Below are 13,678 nucleotides of genomic sequence, written 5' to 3'. Positions count from 1 at the left end.
GAAAAAGGCGCTCACGTCCCTTGAACTCATGGGTCTGGCGGGGTTACTTCGGGCATGGCGCGCCGCGGCCGGCCAGAAACGGGGCCTCGACCGTCCGCTCACCCAGAAAGAGGTGGCGCAGGCGATCGGCCGCAGCGTGCGGTGGTACATCGACCTGGAGGGCGGCGCGACCCCCCGCCTGGAGCGGTCCATCCTCGACGCGCTCACCAAGGAACTGATGCTCGGCCCCGACCAGGAGGCCACCCTTCATCTGTACGCCCTCGGGGGTGCGGTCACCACACCGCTGCCGGCGCTGAGCGCGGAGGCGGCGAGCCTGATGGAGCTGCTGCTCGACCAGCAGATGCCCAACCCGGCGTACATCAGCGACCTCAGCTGGGACATCATCGGCTACAACACCGCCATGGCCGAGTGGTACCCGTGGGTGCGCGAGCCCGGGGCCAACCTCATGCGCTGGGCGCTGCGCAGCAAGGAGGCCCGCCGGCAGCTCATCAACTGGGAGCACCACGCGGCGATCTACCTGGAGCAGCTCCGCTTCGCCCTCGCCGAGCACCCGCACAACACCGAGCTCCAGGACCTGCTCACCTACATCCTCCAGGACCCGGACTGCGAACGGCTCTGGCACGCCAGCTCCGAGGTCCGCAGAAGCGGTGAGGGCCGCCACTTCCTCCAGGCCCTGCCGCGCCACGACTACGCGACCATCCATGTGGTGAGCAACGTCCTGTATCCCGCGGGACTGCCCAACTCCCGGCTGGTCGTGATCACCTGGATCAAGCACGAGGGGACGCACCTGCACGACTGCCGGCCCGCGCTCGACAGACGGCGCACCCCGGCCCGGGAAGCCGTCGTGGACCCGCACCACCCCACCGCGGAGGCGCAGTTCTCCGTGCCCACCCCGCAGGAGGCGGCGGCGCTGGCCGGGCCGGGGGCCGTACCGCTGCCCGCGCTGAGCCGGCTCGCGGGCCCGCGGCACCAGCTCACCCTCTCCACCGAGCGGGACTCCGTCATCTGGGCCGAGCAGCAGGACACCGGGTACTGGGTCTTCGACGAGCTGGACCCGTACACCGTCATCAGGAAGCTGCCCCGCCATCGCACCCCCCTCGAGGCGCCCGAGGAGTACCAGGCGCTGATCCGTGCCCTGCTGCCGGACGACCCGAAGGCGGCGGCGGCACGGGCCGATGTGCTGCTCGCCGACTATCTGGCCCGGATCCGGCATCTGGCCGAGATCCGGCGGGAGCTGGGCCTGCGCCACCCGGACAGGGTGCCGCCGGCCGATCCGCTCGGCGACGCGCTGGAGCACCCGAAGATCACCGAGGCGCTGCGGCTGCCGCCCGACGACGACTCCCGGCCGGAATAGTCCGGCCGGAGCCACCGCCCGGCTGTTTCACCGGCGCACCCCGTACAGTAAGAGCCGTGATCGTCACGCAGCCCGCCCGGCGCACGGCCGGGGCCCGCCACCGCCGGGTGGTGCGGCCCGCCGTGCTGATCGCGGCGCTGCTCGGGCTGTTCCTGATGCACGGCGCCCCGGCCGCGGCCGCCGGCGGCTGCCACGGGACCATGCCGGACACGGCCGTCATGACGGCCGCGCACCCCGCCGCCCACACCGCGATGACACCCCCGGGCGACCGGGCCACCCCGAGCGCGGGCCACTCCATGCGCGGCGCGCTGTGCCTGGCCACCACACCGCGCCCGGCGGTCCCCCTGCCGCCGCTGTCCGCGGTGGCCGTCCTGCTTCCGGCCGCCGCCCTGTTGCCATGGGTCCGGCGGTCGTACGGCGACGCCCGCCGCCGGGGACCACCGGCCGGCGGACGCGGCCTTCTGCTCCAAGTGTGCGTCGCGCGGACGTGACACGACCCCCGGGCCCCGGCGCGATGCCGCGGTCCGGCCCCGGTCTCCTGTCACTCCGCGCCCGTTCACGGCGCCCACCTGGAAAGACACCTTCATGTCCCAGCGTCTGCGGACGACCCGCCGCGCCCTCATGTCGGCCGCCGCCACCGCGGCCCTCGCCCTGACCCTGGCCGCCTGCGGCTCCGACTCGAGCCACGACTCGGGTCACGGTTCCGCCATGGCCGGCATGGACCACAGCAGCACACCGTCGCCCTCGGCGTCCGGCCACGACATGGCGTCGATGCCCGGCATGGACTCCGGATCCGCCGGAAACGGCCTGGCCGCCGCCCAGGACGGCTACCGGATGACCGCCACGGCCACCGGCCTCCCCGCCGGCAAGGCGGCCGGTTACCGCTTCACCATCACCGGCCCGGACGGCCGGCCGGTCACCGATTTCGCCGTCGACCAGACCAAGCGGATGCACTTCTACGCGATCCGCTCCGACCTCACCGGCTTCCAGCATCTGCACCCCGTCATGGCCGCGGACGGCACCTGGACCGCGACCCCCGCCGCGCTGCGGCCGGGCAGCTGGCGGATGTACGCCTCCTTCACCCCCGGCAGCGGTCCCGGCAAGGGCAAGGTCCTCGTGCTCAGCCGCACCGTGCGGGTCTCCGGCACGGCGACGGCGGCGCCGCTGCCCAAGGCGACCGGCACCACCACCGTCGACGGGTACACCGTGACGCTGAAGGGCGAGCCGATGGCCGGCATGGCCCACCAGCTGACCGCCACCGTCACCAAGGACGGCCGGCCGGTCACCGATCTCCAGCCCTACCTGGACACCTACGCCCATCTGACCGCCTTCCACCAGGGCGACCTCGCCTTCGCCCACCTCCACCCGGAGACCGAGGTGAGCGGCGACCACGGCGGGCCCTCCCTGGCCTTCCACGCCGAGTTCGCCCGCTCCGGCGACTGGCGGCTCTTCCTCCAGTTCCGGACCGGGGGACGACTGCACACCGCGGCCCTCACGCTGCATGTGAACTGACCGCCCGCGTCCGGCCCGTCCCCCGTCGCCGGCGGGGCGGGCCGGGCGCGGTCAGTGGCCGCCGACGGCCAGCTCGTAGTCGCCGATCAGATCGCCGAGCAGGGTTCCGGCGGTGAGGTCGCTGGAGACGTGCCCGGCCATGTAGAGGCGGGAGTAGAGGACCTCGTCCTGCATCCACCGGTAGTCCGCGGCGCGGTGCGGGGACAGACCGCCGAGGAAGGTGACGGCGGCGGCGGCCCGGGTCGCGTGCCGGGAGGGGTAGGAGTAGGGGCCCCTGGCGCCGGGCTTGATGTGCTTGTCCGGGCGCAGGGTGGGGTCGAGGACGAAGGGCGCGGGCTGCCGGTCACGGGCGGCCAGCTGGTCGCTGACGGTCTTGGCGAGCTTGAGGGCCGCCTTGAGCCCGGCCTTCTCCGCCGTGCCCTGCGCCGCGGGGAGGAGTTCCCGCTGGTCGTGCTGGTACAGCTTCCAGATGTCCTTCTTACCGTTGATTTCCAGCCAGGTTGCCGCCTTCTTCCCGGCGGCCGTGCGCTTGCGGGCGAGGGCCTGGACCTGGCCGAGTTCGGCGGTGCGCTCCTTCGCCAAGGGCGGCGCGGGGATCTGCCGGGCGGCCCAGGCGGCGAACGCCTTGTCGTCGCGGGCGGTGCCGTGCGCCTTCTTCCACCGGGCGAAGAGTGCGTCGGCCCGCCGGCGCTGGGCGTCGGCCTGCCGGCCGATCGGTGCGATGTCGGCGTCGGTGAAGAGCGGCGGGGGCGGGTTCTGCCGGATGCGGGCGGCCGCCGAGAGCTTCTGCTTCCCGGTGACGGCCGTGGGCAGCAGGCGAGGCCGCAGCAGCCCGAAGGCGGCGACCGCCACGGCGAGCAGCGCGATGACCGCGTACTGCCATTGGACGCGGCGCAGGATGTTCATCGGGAGAGGGTCCTTTCCGGAAGCGGTGCGGGGTGGGCCGCGGCGGTGAAGTGGGTGCGCGCGAGGCGGCGTACGTCGTTGTCGGGCAGCCCGGGTGTGAGCAGGGACTGGAGGACGATGTACTTGCTCAGCGAGACCGGCCGGGCGCCGAGGCTCAGCAGCAGGCGGTCGGCGGGGGCGGGCCGGGCGCCGCCCTTGGTCTCCACGAGGATCCGTCCCGGGGCGAGGGCGGCGGCGCGGTCGCCGCGATGGCCGGTGAGCAGGCCGTCCAGCGTGACCCGGCTGCCCCGGTCCAGGTCGGCGAGGGCGGCCCGCACGTACCTGACCTCGGCCGCCGGGGTCAGCAGCGAGGCGGTGACCGGGATGTCGGCCTGCCGGAGCACGTCGTCGACGAACCGCGCCGCGGCGGCGTCGAGGCGGCCGTAGGCGTGAGCCGGTACCTTCAGCGCGTGTTTGACGGTGGCGCCCCGGCCGTCCTTCGTCTTCACCTCCACCCGGCACAGCCCGTCCTCCGCGTACAGCCGGGTGCGTACCTTCCAGCGCCGGCGGCGCCGCTGGACGTGGGCGCGCCAGGCGCCGAGTTCCGCCGTGTCGAAGTAGGCGGAGAGATAGCTCGTCGTACGGCGGCCGGCCAGGTCCAGGACATGGTGGCTGGCGGCGAGCCGGTCCACGAGGAGGCGGGCGCGGTCCAGCGGCAGCAGGTACTTGCGGTCGGTGCGGTGCTGGAGCGCGGCGGCCGCGTCCACCTCGGCGAGCGTCGCACCGCGCAGTCCGGACAGACCGAGAGCGGACGCGAGGGGGCCCGCGGACGTCATACGGCGGTCACCTGCTCGAGGGGCTCTGCCTCGTCCCGTACGGCGGCGGGTTCGTCCGGGGCGAGGGGGTAGCGGGCGGACACCCGGGTGGTCTCGCGGACGTAGTCGACCTCCTCGACCGCCACCGACAGCGGAGCCCGGCCGTAGCGCAGGGCGACGTCCTCGGTGATCAGGGACGGGTCGTCGTACACCCGGTCCAGGGTCAGCTTCACGGTGCGGGTGGGCGGCGGGTAGGCACGGGGGTCGTCCACCAGCAGCACGGCGAGCAGCACCACCACGTCCAGGGCGATGACGAGCCAGCCGGCGCGCTGCGGCAGCCCGGTGCACAGGCCGATGACCAGGGTCACGAAGGTGTAGGCGACATCGCGCAGGGTGAAGGCGGCGCTGCGCAGCCGGACCAGGGAGAGGATGCCGAACAGGCCGAAGCCGACCCCGGCCGGGAACTTGCCGGCGCCGATCGCGCTCATCGCCGCGAACAGGCCGATGTTCAGGGTCACCAGCACCAGCGGCATCGCCGGTGCGGTGGGACGGCGCCGGTAGAGCCAGCCCACCAGGAGCAGCAGGGCGATGACGTCGAGCCCGCCGCGGGTGCTGAGGTCGAGGGCGGTGAGGTGGCGGGTGATGCCCTTGGCGGCGAGCACCAGTGCGTGCATGGCTGTCCCTTCCGTCCGGGCACGTCGGACGGCGGACCGGTCGCGGTCCGCGGTGCACCGCGACATGAAGGAAGGTAGGGATGTCACATGAACGGACCATGAAGGCTTTCCCGGCTCCGGGACGGCCCCGGCGGGCGGTTAGCCTGACCGGCATGCACTACCTGGTCGTCGATGACGAGACCCGCCTCACGGACCTCGTCGTCCGCTACCTCACCGAGTCCGGACACACCGCCGAGGGCCGCTACGACGGCCCCTCCGGTCTGGCCGCCGCCCGCGATCCGCGCCTGGACGGGATCGTCCTGGACGTGATGCTGCCGGGGACGGACGGGGTGGAGGTGTGCCGGACGCTGCGCGGCGAGGGCATCGATGTGCCGGTCGTGCTGCTCACCGCGCGCGGCGCGATCAGCGAGCGGGTGGCCGGTCTGGACGCGGGTGCCGACGACTATCTCGTCAAGCCGTTCGCCATGGAGGAGCTGCTGGCCCGGCTGCGGGCGATATCCCGGCGCCGCCCCGACTCCTCCGGCCGGCTCCGGGTGGGCGACCTCCTGCTCGACCCCGAGCAGCAGCGGGCCTGGCGGGCGGGAAGCGAACTGGAGCTGTCCCGGCGGGAGTTCGCCGTACTGCGGGTGCTGATGGAGAACGCCGGCCGGGTGGTGACCCGGCTCCAGCTGCTGGAGGAGGTCTGGGACGGCGAGACGGATCTGCGCAGCAACGCCATCGACGTCCATGTCTCCAAGGTGCGCGCGAAGGCCGACCGCGCCTTCGGCCGTACGACCATCACCACCCTGCGCGGACGCGGCTACCGGCTGGAGACCGCCGCGTGACGCTGCCCGGACGGCTGCGCGCCTGGTTCGGGCGGCTGCCCGTCGTCACCCGCCTGGTGCTGGCCGTCGCCGTGACCATGTCCCTCGTGCTGGCCGCGGCGGCCTGGCTGGTCTACTGGCGGGTGGAGAGCGCCCTGGACCGGCAGCTGCACGACGACCTGGTCACCTACCAGCACAGCCTCGACGGGGCCGTGCGCACCGGCACCGCACCGCCACCGGGCCCGAGCGGCAGCCTCTACCAGGTCCTCGACCTCCGCGGCCGGGTGCTCGGCGCGAGTCCCGCCGTGCACCGCCGCGCCCTGCTCACCCCCGCCGAACTCGCCTCCGCCGCCGGGGGCAGGACGGTACGGCGCGATGTCGGCTCCCTGCTGCCGATGGCCCCGGACACCCTGCGGCTGCTGGCCGAGCGGGTCCCTGCCCGGGGCGCACCCCGCGTGGTCGTCGCCGCCGTCCGCCGCGGGCATCGTGACGAGGCCCTGCGCGAGCTCCTCGCCCAGCTCGCCCTCGCCTCCGGGCTCACCCTGATCGCCGCCTCCTACGTCGGCTACCGCACCGCGCGCGCCGCCCTGCGCCCCGTCGAGCGGTACCGCACCGCGGCGGCCACCCTCGCCGACGGCGCACAGAAGCTGCGGCTGGACGTGCCCGCCGACCGCGACGACGAGATCACCCGGCTCGGCCACACCCTCAACCGCATGCTCGACCGGCTGGAGGCCGCCGCCGCGCGCGAGCACCGGTTCATCGCGGACGCCAGCCACGAGCTGCGCACCCCGCTGTCCCTGCTGCGGGCCGAGGTCGACGTCGCGCTGCACCGCCCCCGCTCGGCCGCGGAGCTCACCGAGACCCTGCGCTCGGTGGACGCGGAGGTGCAGCGTCTGATCGATCTCTCCAACGCCCTGCTGGACCTGGAGGAACTCGGCGGCACCGACCGTGTCACCCGGGCGCCCGTGGCCCTCGCCGACCTCCTCGGCACCGCCGTGGCGCCGCATCTGCGCACCGCCGAACGGGCCGGGCGGGAGCTGGCCACGACGGTGCAGGACACCACCGTGGAGGTGGACGCGCGGTGGCTGGTGCCCGCCCTCGGCAATCTCGTCGACAACGCGCTGCGGCACGGCGAGGGCGCCGTACGGCTCACGGCCGCCGTCCGCGAGAACCGGCTGCGGGTGTCGGTCACGGACGAGGGGCCGGGCTTTCCGCCCGACTTCCTGCCGCGCGCGTTCGAGCGGTTCGCCCGTGCCGAGGCCAGCCGGGCCGGTGAGGGCTCCGGTCTCGGGCTGTCCTTCGTGAGCGCGGTGGCCGCGGCGCACGGCGGCACCGCACACGCCGAGAACGCGGCGGGCGGGGCAGCGGTGACGCTCGAGCTGCCGTGTTGATCCGCCGCTCGGCCAAAGCCGCGGGCCCGGGCCGGCCGGGGCAGGCGGTTCGGCCGGTGGCGGGTGATGCTGGAGCGGACAGCTCTGCCAGATGAGCCTGGAGGCCCGGCCGGTGATCGCCGTCAACCCCATGAACAGCGCCTCGGTGCTGGCCGCCTTCGGCGCGCTGGGCGTCCTGGTGGTGACCTTCGCCGAGTCCGGTCTGCTGGTCGTCGGGTTCCTCCTGCCCGGCGACACCCTGCTCTTCCCGGCCGGGGTGCTGTGCGCGGGCAGCGGTGACCAGCCGCCGCGGCTGTCGCTGTGGCAGGTGCTGCTGTGCGCGGCCGTCGGCGCCGTGGCCGGAGGGCAGGTCGGCTATCTCATCGGGCGGCACGGCGGCCGGGCGCTGCTGGCCCGCACCTCCAGCCGCCGGGCGAAGGCGGCGACGGTCCGGGCCGAGCAGCTGCTGTCCCGGTACGGCTACGGCAAGGCGCTCGTGCTCGGCCGGTTCGTGCCCCTGCTGCGGACCGTCCTGCACCCGGTGGCGGGGGTGCTCGAGGTGCCCCTGCGCCCGTTCACCCTGTGGCAGGCCGTGGGCGGGGTGCTCTGGTCGCAGCTGCTGGTGCTGGCCGGATACACGCTGGGCGCGTCGGTGCCGCACGTCGACGACTATCTGCTGCCGCTGGTCGCGGTGGTCGTCGTCCTGTCGCTGCTGCCGCTGCTGGTCGAGGCCCGCCGCGCCCGCCGGCAGCGGCGCGACACCTCCGGCTGAGCGACCGCGCCCGGCGGGTACCCCACACCCGGCCGTTCGGCCGACGACGCCTTCTGGACGGGCCGCTGACGTTCCCTGAGACTGGACCGGATCCGGCGCTCCGCCTCCCAGGGACGGTGACATGGAAGAGGAAGTCCCCCGCGTCGAACTCACCCCGCAGGCGGCGGAGCTGGTGCGCCGGCTGCGCGCCGAGCACGGCCCCCTGATGTTCCACCAGTCCGGCGGCTGCTGCGACGGCAGCGCACCCATGTGCTACCCGGACGGCGAGTTCCGCACCGGCGGCTCGGACGTGCTGCTGGCCGAGCTGGCGGTGGAGGGGGTGGCGGAACCCGTGACCTTCTGGATGTCCCGGAGTCAGTACGAGGTGTGGCGGCACACCCGGCTGATCGTGGACGTCGTACCAGGAAGAGGCAGCGGTTTCTCGCTGGAGGCACCCGAGGGGGTGCGTTTTCTCACCCGTTCTCGCGTCGTCGAGGCTTAGTCCGCCCGCGAGCCGCAGAGGTCTGGTGCACTGCCCCTGAACAGAGGGATTCCACGGGCAGTTGACGAGACATCAGGGGGCACGGTGACGAGACGTCGCAGGCGTTCGGCAGCGGGCAGAGCGGTTCTCACGGTGGTCACGGCGTTCGGAGTGCTGGCCGGTGCGGCCGTGGCGGAGGCGGCACCGGCCGGTGCCGTGCCGGCCGGCCGGCGGATCGCGCCGGGGGTCACCTACCGGCAGTTCGACGTCGACGCGGCCGCCGGTACGGCGCACGCCCATCTGCTCACGGTCGACCTGGCCAATCCCCATGTCCGGGTCGACCTGCTGCACCCGGGCGCGGTGGCGGCCCGGGCCACGGTCTCCCGGATGGCGGACTCGGCCGGGGCGGTCGCCGGGGTCAACGGGGACTTCTTCAACATCACCGAGTCCCAGCACCCCGGCGTCGAGGCCACCGGCGCGAGCGTCGGCCCGGCCGTCGCGGACGGTACGGTGCTCAAGGCGGCGGTGCCGAAGGGCCAGCGGTTCGGTCCCGCACTGCCCCCGGGGACGAGCACCCAGGACGTCCTCGGCGTCGGCACCGACCGGCGGGCCCACCTGGACCGGCTCTCGCTGTCCGGCTCCGTCGACACCCCGGAGGGCCGGCTGGCGATGGAGGGCCTCAACCAGTACGCGCTCCCCGAGAACTCCGTCGGCGCCTTCACCCACCTGTGGGGCAGCACCTCCCGGGAGCGCGCCGTCTGCGGCACCGACACCGAACGGGCGGCGCCGTGCAGCACCGACACCTACGAGGTGACGGTCACCGACGGCCGGGTGGTCTCCGCCGCCGACGCCCCGGGCAGCGGCCCGATCGCCGCGGACAGCACGGTGCTGGTGGGCCGCGAGGAGGGTGCGCGGCAGCTGCGGAAGCTGTCCGTCGGCGACGCGGTGAGCGTCAGCCACACCCTGGTGGCGGCGTCCGGGACGCCGTACGCCTTCGCGATCGGCGGCTTCCCGGTGCTGCGGGACGGCGCGCCGCTGACCGGGCTGGACGACACCACCACGGCGGTGCGCACGGTCGTGGGCTTCAAGGACGGCGGACAGCAGCTGCTGCTCCTGGTGCTGGACGGGGCCGCCGCCTACCGGACCGGGATGACGGTCGCGGAGGAGGCGGACACCATGCGGTCGCTGGGTGCGACCGACGCGTTCAACCTGGACGGCGGCGGCTCCTCGGAGCTGGTCACCCGGGATGCGGACGCGAGCGCGGTGACGGTCCGCAACCACCCGAGCGGCGGCGCCGAGCGCGCCGTCGCCAACGGCATCGGCGTCTTCTCGCTGCCGTAGGGCCTGTCTTTCGACGCCGGCAAGATCCGAAAGAGAGGCCCTGACTCAGGGCCGCAGACTGCTCACCAGGTCGGCCGTGGTGGTGAGCCCGCTGCTGATGGTGGGCGCCATGCTGGTGCCGGCCAGGAAGAAGCCGAGCAGCATGCAGACCACGGCGTGGGAGACCTTCAGCGCGCCGTTGCGCATGAAGATCACGGCAAGGATCAGGAGCAGCAGCACCACAGAGATGGAAATGGCCATCGCGAACCTCCTCCGCCACGCGCGTTTCGCGGCGTTCGGCCGCAAGTGTGGCGTAGCGGAGGGTTCGTCCGGGCAGCTGACGTGTCCTCCGTTCGTGTGAAGTCTCGCCCGCGTACCGGAAAGGCCCGCCCCGGGTGGGGCGGGCCTCGGTCGCGGTGCGGCGGGTCAGGGGGCCTGGAGGTCGACCAGCCCGGCCAGTGCCTCGCGGTGCGCCCCGGCCGTCCCGTAGGCGATCGAGTCGGCCTTGGCCCGCTTCAGATAGAGGTGGACCGGGTGTTCCCAGGTCATGCCGATCCCGCCGTGCAGTTGGAGCGCCTCCTCCGTGGCGTGGACGGCGACGGGGGCGGCGTAGGCCTGGGCGAGGGCCACGTGGAGGTCGGTCTCGGTACCGGTGGCGAGGGCGTCCGCGGCGGCGCGGGCGGCGGCCCGGAGGTTGACCACCTCCAGCCACAGCTGGGCGAGCCGGTGCTTGAGCGCCTGGAAGCCGCCGACCGGCCGGTTGAACTGCTTGCGCTCCTTCAGATAGCGGACCGTCTCGGTCAACGCCCAGTCGGCGACGCCCAGTTGCTCGGAGGCGAGCAGACCGGCGGCGGCACCGAGGGCCCGGCGTACGGCGGGTTCGGCGTCGCCGACCCGGCGGCCCGGGGCGCCGTCCAGCCGCACCGACGCCAGCGGCCGGGTCAGGTCCAGGGAGACCTGCGGGGTGACCGTCACGTCGTCGGCGGTCACGGCGTACAGGCCGCCGTCGTCGGCCGGGACGAGCAGGACGTCGGCGACGGCGGCGTCCGCGACCCCGGTCAGCTCGCCGTGCAGGGCGTCGCCTTCCCGTCGTACCACCGGGAAGGACGCACCCGGCGCCGTGTGCAGGCCGACCGCGAGGACGCCGATGGTCCGGCCGCCGGCCAGCTGTCCGAGCAGCTCCTCGTCGCCGCAGGCCAGCAGCGCTTCGGTGGCCACGACCGCGCTGGAGAGATACGGCACGGGTGCCACCGCGCGCCCCAGCTCCTCCAGGACGACGGCGGCTTCGCGGTGGGTGGCGCCCTGGCCGCCCAGGGCCTCCGGCACCAGCAGGCCCGCGAGGCCCATGCCGTCGGCGAGCGCCTTCCAGGCGGCGAGGTCGTGCGGCGCGTCGGACTCGGTGCGCGCGATGACCCCGGGGGCGTCGCAGTGGTCGGCGAGCAGGTCGCGTACGGCGGCCCGCAGCGCCTCTTCCTCCTCCGAGTACAGCAGGTCGGTCATCGGGCGAGGTCCTTCCAGGCGACGTCCTTGTCGGTGCGCGGCTCGGCGGGCAGTCCGAGCACCCGCTCGGCGACGATGTTCAGCAGGACCTCGCTGGTCCCGCCCTCGATGCTGTTGCCCTTGGCGCGCAGATAGCGGTACCCGGCGTCCCGGCCGGTGAAGTCGACCATCTCCGGGCGGCGCATGGTCCAGTCGTCGTACAACAGGCCCTCGGCGCCGCGGAGTTCGACCTCCAGGCCGCTGATCTCCTGGTTGAGGCGGGCGAAGGCGAGCTTCATGCCGGAGCCCTCGTAGCCCGGCTGTCCGGCGACGAGCTGCTGGCGCAGGCGTTCGGCGGTGAGGCGGGACACCTCGGCCTCGACCCAGAGCTTCAGCAGCCGCTGGTGCAGTTCGTGGGTGCGCAGGTCGGGGCGTTCGCGCCAGGTCTTCGCGACCGGGCCGATCATCCCGCCCTCACGGGGCAGGGCCATGCCGCCGATGGAGACCCGCTCGTTCATCAGCGTGGTCTGGGCGACCCGCCAGCCGTCGCCGATCTCGCCGAGCCGGTGGGAGTCGGGGATACGGACGTCGGTGAGGAAGACCTCGTTGAACTCGGCCTCGCCGGTGACCTGGCGCAGCGGCCGGACCTCGACACCGGGGTCGGTCATGTCGCAGACGAAGTAGGTGATGCCCGCGTGCTTCGGCACGTCCGGGTCGGTGCGGGCGATGAGGATGGCCCAGCGGGCGGTGTGGGCGCTGGAGGTCCACACCTTCTGCCCGTTGACCACCCAGGTGTCGCCCTCGCGGACGGCCCGGGTGCCGAGCGCGGCCAGGTCGGAACCGGCGCCGGGCTCGCTGAACAGCTGGCACCAGACCTCCTCCCCGGTCCACAGCGGCCGCAGAAAGCGCTGCTTCTGCTCCTCGGTGCCGTATTTGAGGACGGTCGGCGCGGCCATGCCCAGGCCGATGCCGATGCGCCGCGGGTCGTTGTCCGGGGCGCCCGCGGCCTCCAGCTCGGCGTCCACGACCGCCTGGAGCGAGCGCGGGACACCGAGGCCGCCGAGGCCCTCGGGGTAGTGCACCCAGGCGAGTCCGGCGTCGAAGCGGGCCCGCAGGAAGTCCAGCCGGTCGGTCTCGGCGGGCGGATACGCGGCCAGCAACTCGGCCGTACGGCGCCGGAGTTCGGTGGCGTCGGTCATGCGGCGGCTCCCTTGTCCAGGACCACGGCCACCCGGCCGGTGGTCACCCCGTCGGCGACGCGCTGCACGGCGTCGGCCGTGCCGGCGAGCGGCACCCGCTCGCTCACCAGCGGCCGGATCGCGCCACGGGCGGCCAGCTCGGTCAGTTCCTCGTGGCAGCGCTGGACCAGCTTGGGGTTCTTGGTGTTGTACAGGCCCCAGTGGAGGCCGAGGATCGAGTAGTTCTTCACCAGGGCGTGGTTGAGCGCCGGGCTGGGGATGGTGCCGGAGGCGAAGCCGACGACGACGATCCGGCCCTCGAAGGCGACCACCTTGGCGGACTGGGCGTAGGCCGCACCGCCCACGGGGTCGTAGATCACATCGGCGCCGCGGCCGCCGGTGGCCTCCTTGACCGCCGCGACGACGTCCTCGGCGCGCCGGTCGACCACCACGTCGCAGCCCAGCTCGCGGGCGACGGCGGCCTTGTCCGCGCCGCCGACCACACCGATCACGGTGGCGCCGGCGGCCTTGCCGAGCTGGACGGCGGCGCTGCCGACGCCTCCGGCGGCGGCGTGCACGAGCAGGGTCTCGCCGGCCTCCAGACGGGCGCGGCGGTGCAGGCCGAACCAGCCGGTCTGGTAGCCGATGTGCAGGGCCGCGGCCTCGGCGTCATCCAGCGCCTCGGGGGCGGGCAGCAGGGCGCGGGCGTCGGCGAGGGTGTACTCGGCGAAGCCGCCGTGCGGCAGCACGGGGTTGGCGATCACCCGGCGGCCGTCCGCGGTCTCGCCGCAGATCTCCACGCCGGGCGTGAACGGCAGCGGCGGGCGCACCTGGTACTGGCCCCGGCACAGCAGCGCGTCCGGGAAGTTGACGTTGGCGGCCCGCACCCGGAGCAGCACCTGGCCGTCGCCGGGGGTGGGCGGCTCCACCTCCAGCAGGCGCATCACCTCGCTCGGCTCGCCGTTCTCGTGCACTTGCCATGCCTGCATGCGGGGCCTCCACGACTGCTTCGTCCGACCGGGTCCAACCGCATACTAAGCGGTCGCTTGCTGATCA

Annotated in this window: 15 protein-coding genes; 8 read left to right on the top strand and 7 right to left on the bottom strand. The window is 73.9% G+C overall.

What is annotated here, in order from left to right; translation table 11 throughout:
* Nucleotides 1–112: 112 nt before the first annotated feature.
* The 3 genes from ACFVIU_RS21475 to ACFVIU_RS21465 all read left to right on the top strand — a co-directional run bounded on the left by ACFVIU_RS21475 (nucleotide 113) and on the right by ACFVIU_RS21465 (nucleotide 2,866).
* Nucleotides 113–1,354, top strand: coding sequence for an XRE family transcriptional regulator (locus ACFVIU_RS21475; protein WP_385844323.1), 1,242 nt, complete (start codon nucleotides 113–115; stop codon nucleotides 1,352–1,354).
* 56 nt (nucleotides 1,355–1,410) lie between these two features.
* On the top strand, nucleotides 1,411–1,845 hold the full coding sequence (locus tag ACFVIU_RS21470; protein ID WP_385844321.1) for a hypothetical protein: 435 nt from the start codon (nucleotides 1,411–1,413) through the stop codon (nucleotides 1,843–1,845).
* 94 nt (nucleotides 1,846–1,939) lie between these two features.
* Nucleotides 1,940–2,866, top strand: a complete 927-nt coding sequence (locus ACFVIU_RS21465) for a hypothetical protein (RefSeq protein WP_385844320.1) — start codon at nucleotides 1,940–1,942, stop codon at nucleotides 2,864–2,866.
* Between the two features lie 51 nt (nucleotides 2,867–2,917).
* Here ACFVIU_RS21465 and ACFVIU_RS21460 read toward each other — a convergent pair whose 3' ends face one another.
* Genes ACFVIU_RS21460 through ACFVIU_RS21450 form a run of 3 tightly spaced genes read right to left on the bottom strand, consistent with a single transcriptional unit; the run spans nucleotide 2,918 to nucleotide 5,240 of the window.
* Nucleotides 2,918–3,772, bottom strand: coding sequence for a phosphatase PAP2 family protein (locus ACFVIU_RS21460; RefSeq protein ID WP_385844318.1), 855 nt, complete (start codon nucleotides 3,770–3,772; stop codon nucleotides 2,918–2,920).
* The gene (locus tag ACFVIU_RS21455) at nucleotides 3,769–4,587 is read right to left on the bottom strand and encodes a VTC domain-containing protein (protein WP_385844317.1); all 819 of its coding nucleotides are present in this window, start codon (nucleotides 4,585–4,587) and stop codon (nucleotides 3,769–3,771) included. Before ACFVIU_RS21455 ends, ACFVIU_RS21460 begins: the two co-directional genes overlap by 4 nt.
* A complete protein-coding gene (locus ACFVIU_RS21450) occupies nucleotides 4,584–5,240 on the bottom strand; it encodes a DUF4956 domain-containing protein (RefSeq protein ID WP_385844315.1) in 657 nt (218 codons plus the stop codon). Before ACFVIU_RS21450 ends, ACFVIU_RS21455 begins: the two co-directional genes overlap by 4 nt.
* Before the next feature lie 152 nt (nucleotides 5,241–5,392).
* Between ACFVIU_RS21450 and ACFVIU_RS21445 the strand changes: the two genes are divergently transcribed.
* From ACFVIU_RS21445 to ACFVIU_RS21425, 5 genes are all read left to right on the top strand, one after another.
* Entirely contained in the window at nucleotides 5,393–6,064 is a 672-nt protein-coding gene (locus tag ACFVIU_RS21445; protein WP_385844314.1) for a response regulator transcription factor, read from the top strand.
* Entirely contained in the window at nucleotides 6,061–7,434 is a 1,374-nt protein-coding gene (locus ACFVIU_RS21440) for an ATP-binding protein (protein WP_385844313.1), read from the top strand. The genes ACFVIU_RS21445 and ACFVIU_RS21440 overlap by 4 nt, the downstream gene beginning before the upstream one ends.
* 91 nt (nucleotides 7,435–7,525) lie before the next feature.
* Nucleotides 7,526–8,185, top strand: a complete 660-nt coding sequence (locus ACFVIU_RS21435; RefSeq protein ID WP_385844311.1) for a DedA family protein — start codon at nucleotides 7,526–7,528, stop codon at nucleotides 8,183–8,185.
* Between the two features lie 121 nt (nucleotides 8,186–8,306).
* Nucleotides 8,307–8,666, top strand: a complete 360-nt coding sequence (locus tag ACFVIU_RS21430; protein ID WP_385844310.1) for a DUF779 domain-containing protein — start codon at nucleotides 8,307–8,309, stop codon at nucleotides 8,664–8,666.
* A gap of 132 nt (nucleotides 8,667–8,798) precedes the next feature.
* Complete coding sequence (locus tag ACFVIU_RS21425) at nucleotides 8,799–9,986, top strand: phosphodiester glycosidase family protein (protein ID WP_385844308.1); 1,188 nt, start codon at nucleotides 8,799–8,801, stop codon at nucleotides 9,984–9,986.
* Nucleotides 9,987–10,031: 45 nt separating this feature from the next.
* Here ACFVIU_RS21425 and ACFVIU_RS21420 read toward each other — a convergent pair whose 3' ends face one another.
* From ACFVIU_RS21420 to ACFVIU_RS21405, 4 genes are all read right to left on the bottom strand, one after another.
* Nucleotides 10,032–10,226, bottom strand: coding sequence for a hypothetical protein (locus tag ACFVIU_RS21420; RefSeq protein ID WP_385844306.1), 195 nt, complete (start codon nucleotides 10,224–10,226; stop codon nucleotides 10,032–10,034).
* A gap of 165 nt (nucleotides 10,227–10,391) precedes the next feature.
* A complete protein-coding gene (locus ACFVIU_RS21415; RefSeq protein ID WP_385844304.1) occupies nucleotides 10,392–11,465 on the bottom strand; it encodes an acyl-CoA dehydrogenase family protein in 1,074 nt (357 codons plus the stop codon).
* Nucleotides 11,462–12,643: an acyl-CoA dehydrogenase family protein gene (locus tag ACFVIU_RS21410; protein ID WP_385844302.1), complete on the bottom strand. Its 1,182-nt coding sequence runs from the start codon at nucleotides 12,641–12,643 to the stop codon at nucleotides 11,462–11,464. The genes ACFVIU_RS21415 and ACFVIU_RS21410 overlap by 4 nt, the downstream gene beginning before the upstream one ends.
* Entirely contained in the window at nucleotides 12,640–13,611 is a 972-nt protein-coding gene (locus ACFVIU_RS21405) for an NADPH:quinone oxidoreductase family protein (RefSeq protein ID WP_385844301.1), read from the bottom strand. The genes ACFVIU_RS21410 and ACFVIU_RS21405 overlap by 4 nt, the downstream gene beginning before the upstream one ends.
* Nucleotides 13,612–13,678 lie beyond the last annotated feature (67 nt).

Origin of the sequence: Streptomyces sp. NPDC127190 (genome assembly GCF_042672505.1) — a bacterium.
Classification (GTDB): domain Bacteria; phylum Actinomycetota; class Actinomycetes; order Streptomycetales; family Streptomycetaceae; genus Streptomyces.
Note: the sequence above shows the minus strand (reverse complement) of the source record. Positions and strands in the feature narration are given on the sequence as shown.

Excerpts from the sequence above, each read along its gene's own strand:
- ACFVIU_RS21465 (WP_385844320.1), top strand. The coding sequence starts at position 1,940 with ATGTCCCAGCGTCTGCGGACGACCCGCCGCGCCCTCATGTCGGCCGCC.
- ACFVIU_RS21460 (WP_385844318.1), bottom strand. The coding sequence starts at position 3,772 with ATGAACATCCTGCGCCGCGTCCAATGGCAGTACGCGGTCATCGCGCTG.
- ACFVIU_RS21455 (WP_385844317.1), bottom strand. The coding sequence starts at position 4,587 with ATGACGTCCGCGGGCCCCCTCGCGTCCGCTCTCGGTCTGTCCGGACTG.
- ACFVIU_RS21450 (WP_385844315.1), bottom strand. The coding sequence starts at position 5,240 with ATGCACGCACTGGTGCTCGCCGCCAAGGGCATCACCCGCCACCTCACC.
- ACFVIU_RS21445 (WP_385844314.1), top strand. The coding sequence starts at position 5,393 with ATGCACTACCTGGTCGTCGATGACGAGACCCGCCTCACGGACCTCGTC.
- ACFVIU_RS21435 (WP_385844311.1), top strand. The coding sequence starts at position 7,526 with ATGAGCCTGGAGGCCCGGCCGGTGATCGCCGTCAACCCCATGAACAGC.
- ACFVIU_RS21430 (WP_385844310.1), top strand. The coding sequence starts at position 8,307 with ATGGAAGAGGAAGTCCCCCGCGTCGAACTCACCCCGCAGGCGGCGGAG.
- ACFVIU_RS21420 (WP_385844306.1), bottom strand. The coding sequence starts at position 10,226 with ATGGCCATTTCCATCTCTGTGGTGCTGCTGCTCCTGATCCTTGCCGTG.
- ACFVIU_RS21415 (WP_385844304.1), bottom strand. The coding sequence starts at position 11,465 with ATGACCGACCTGCTGTACTCGGAGGAGGAAGAGGCGCTGCGGGCCGCC.
- ACFVIU_RS21410 (WP_385844302.1), bottom strand. The coding sequence starts at position 12,643 with ATGACCGACGCCACCGAACTCCGGCGCCGTACGGCCGAGTTGCTGGCC.
- ACFVIU_RS21405 (WP_385844301.1), bottom strand. The coding sequence starts at position 13,611 with ATGCAGGCATGGCAAGTGCACGAGAACGGCGAGCCGAGCGAGGTGATG.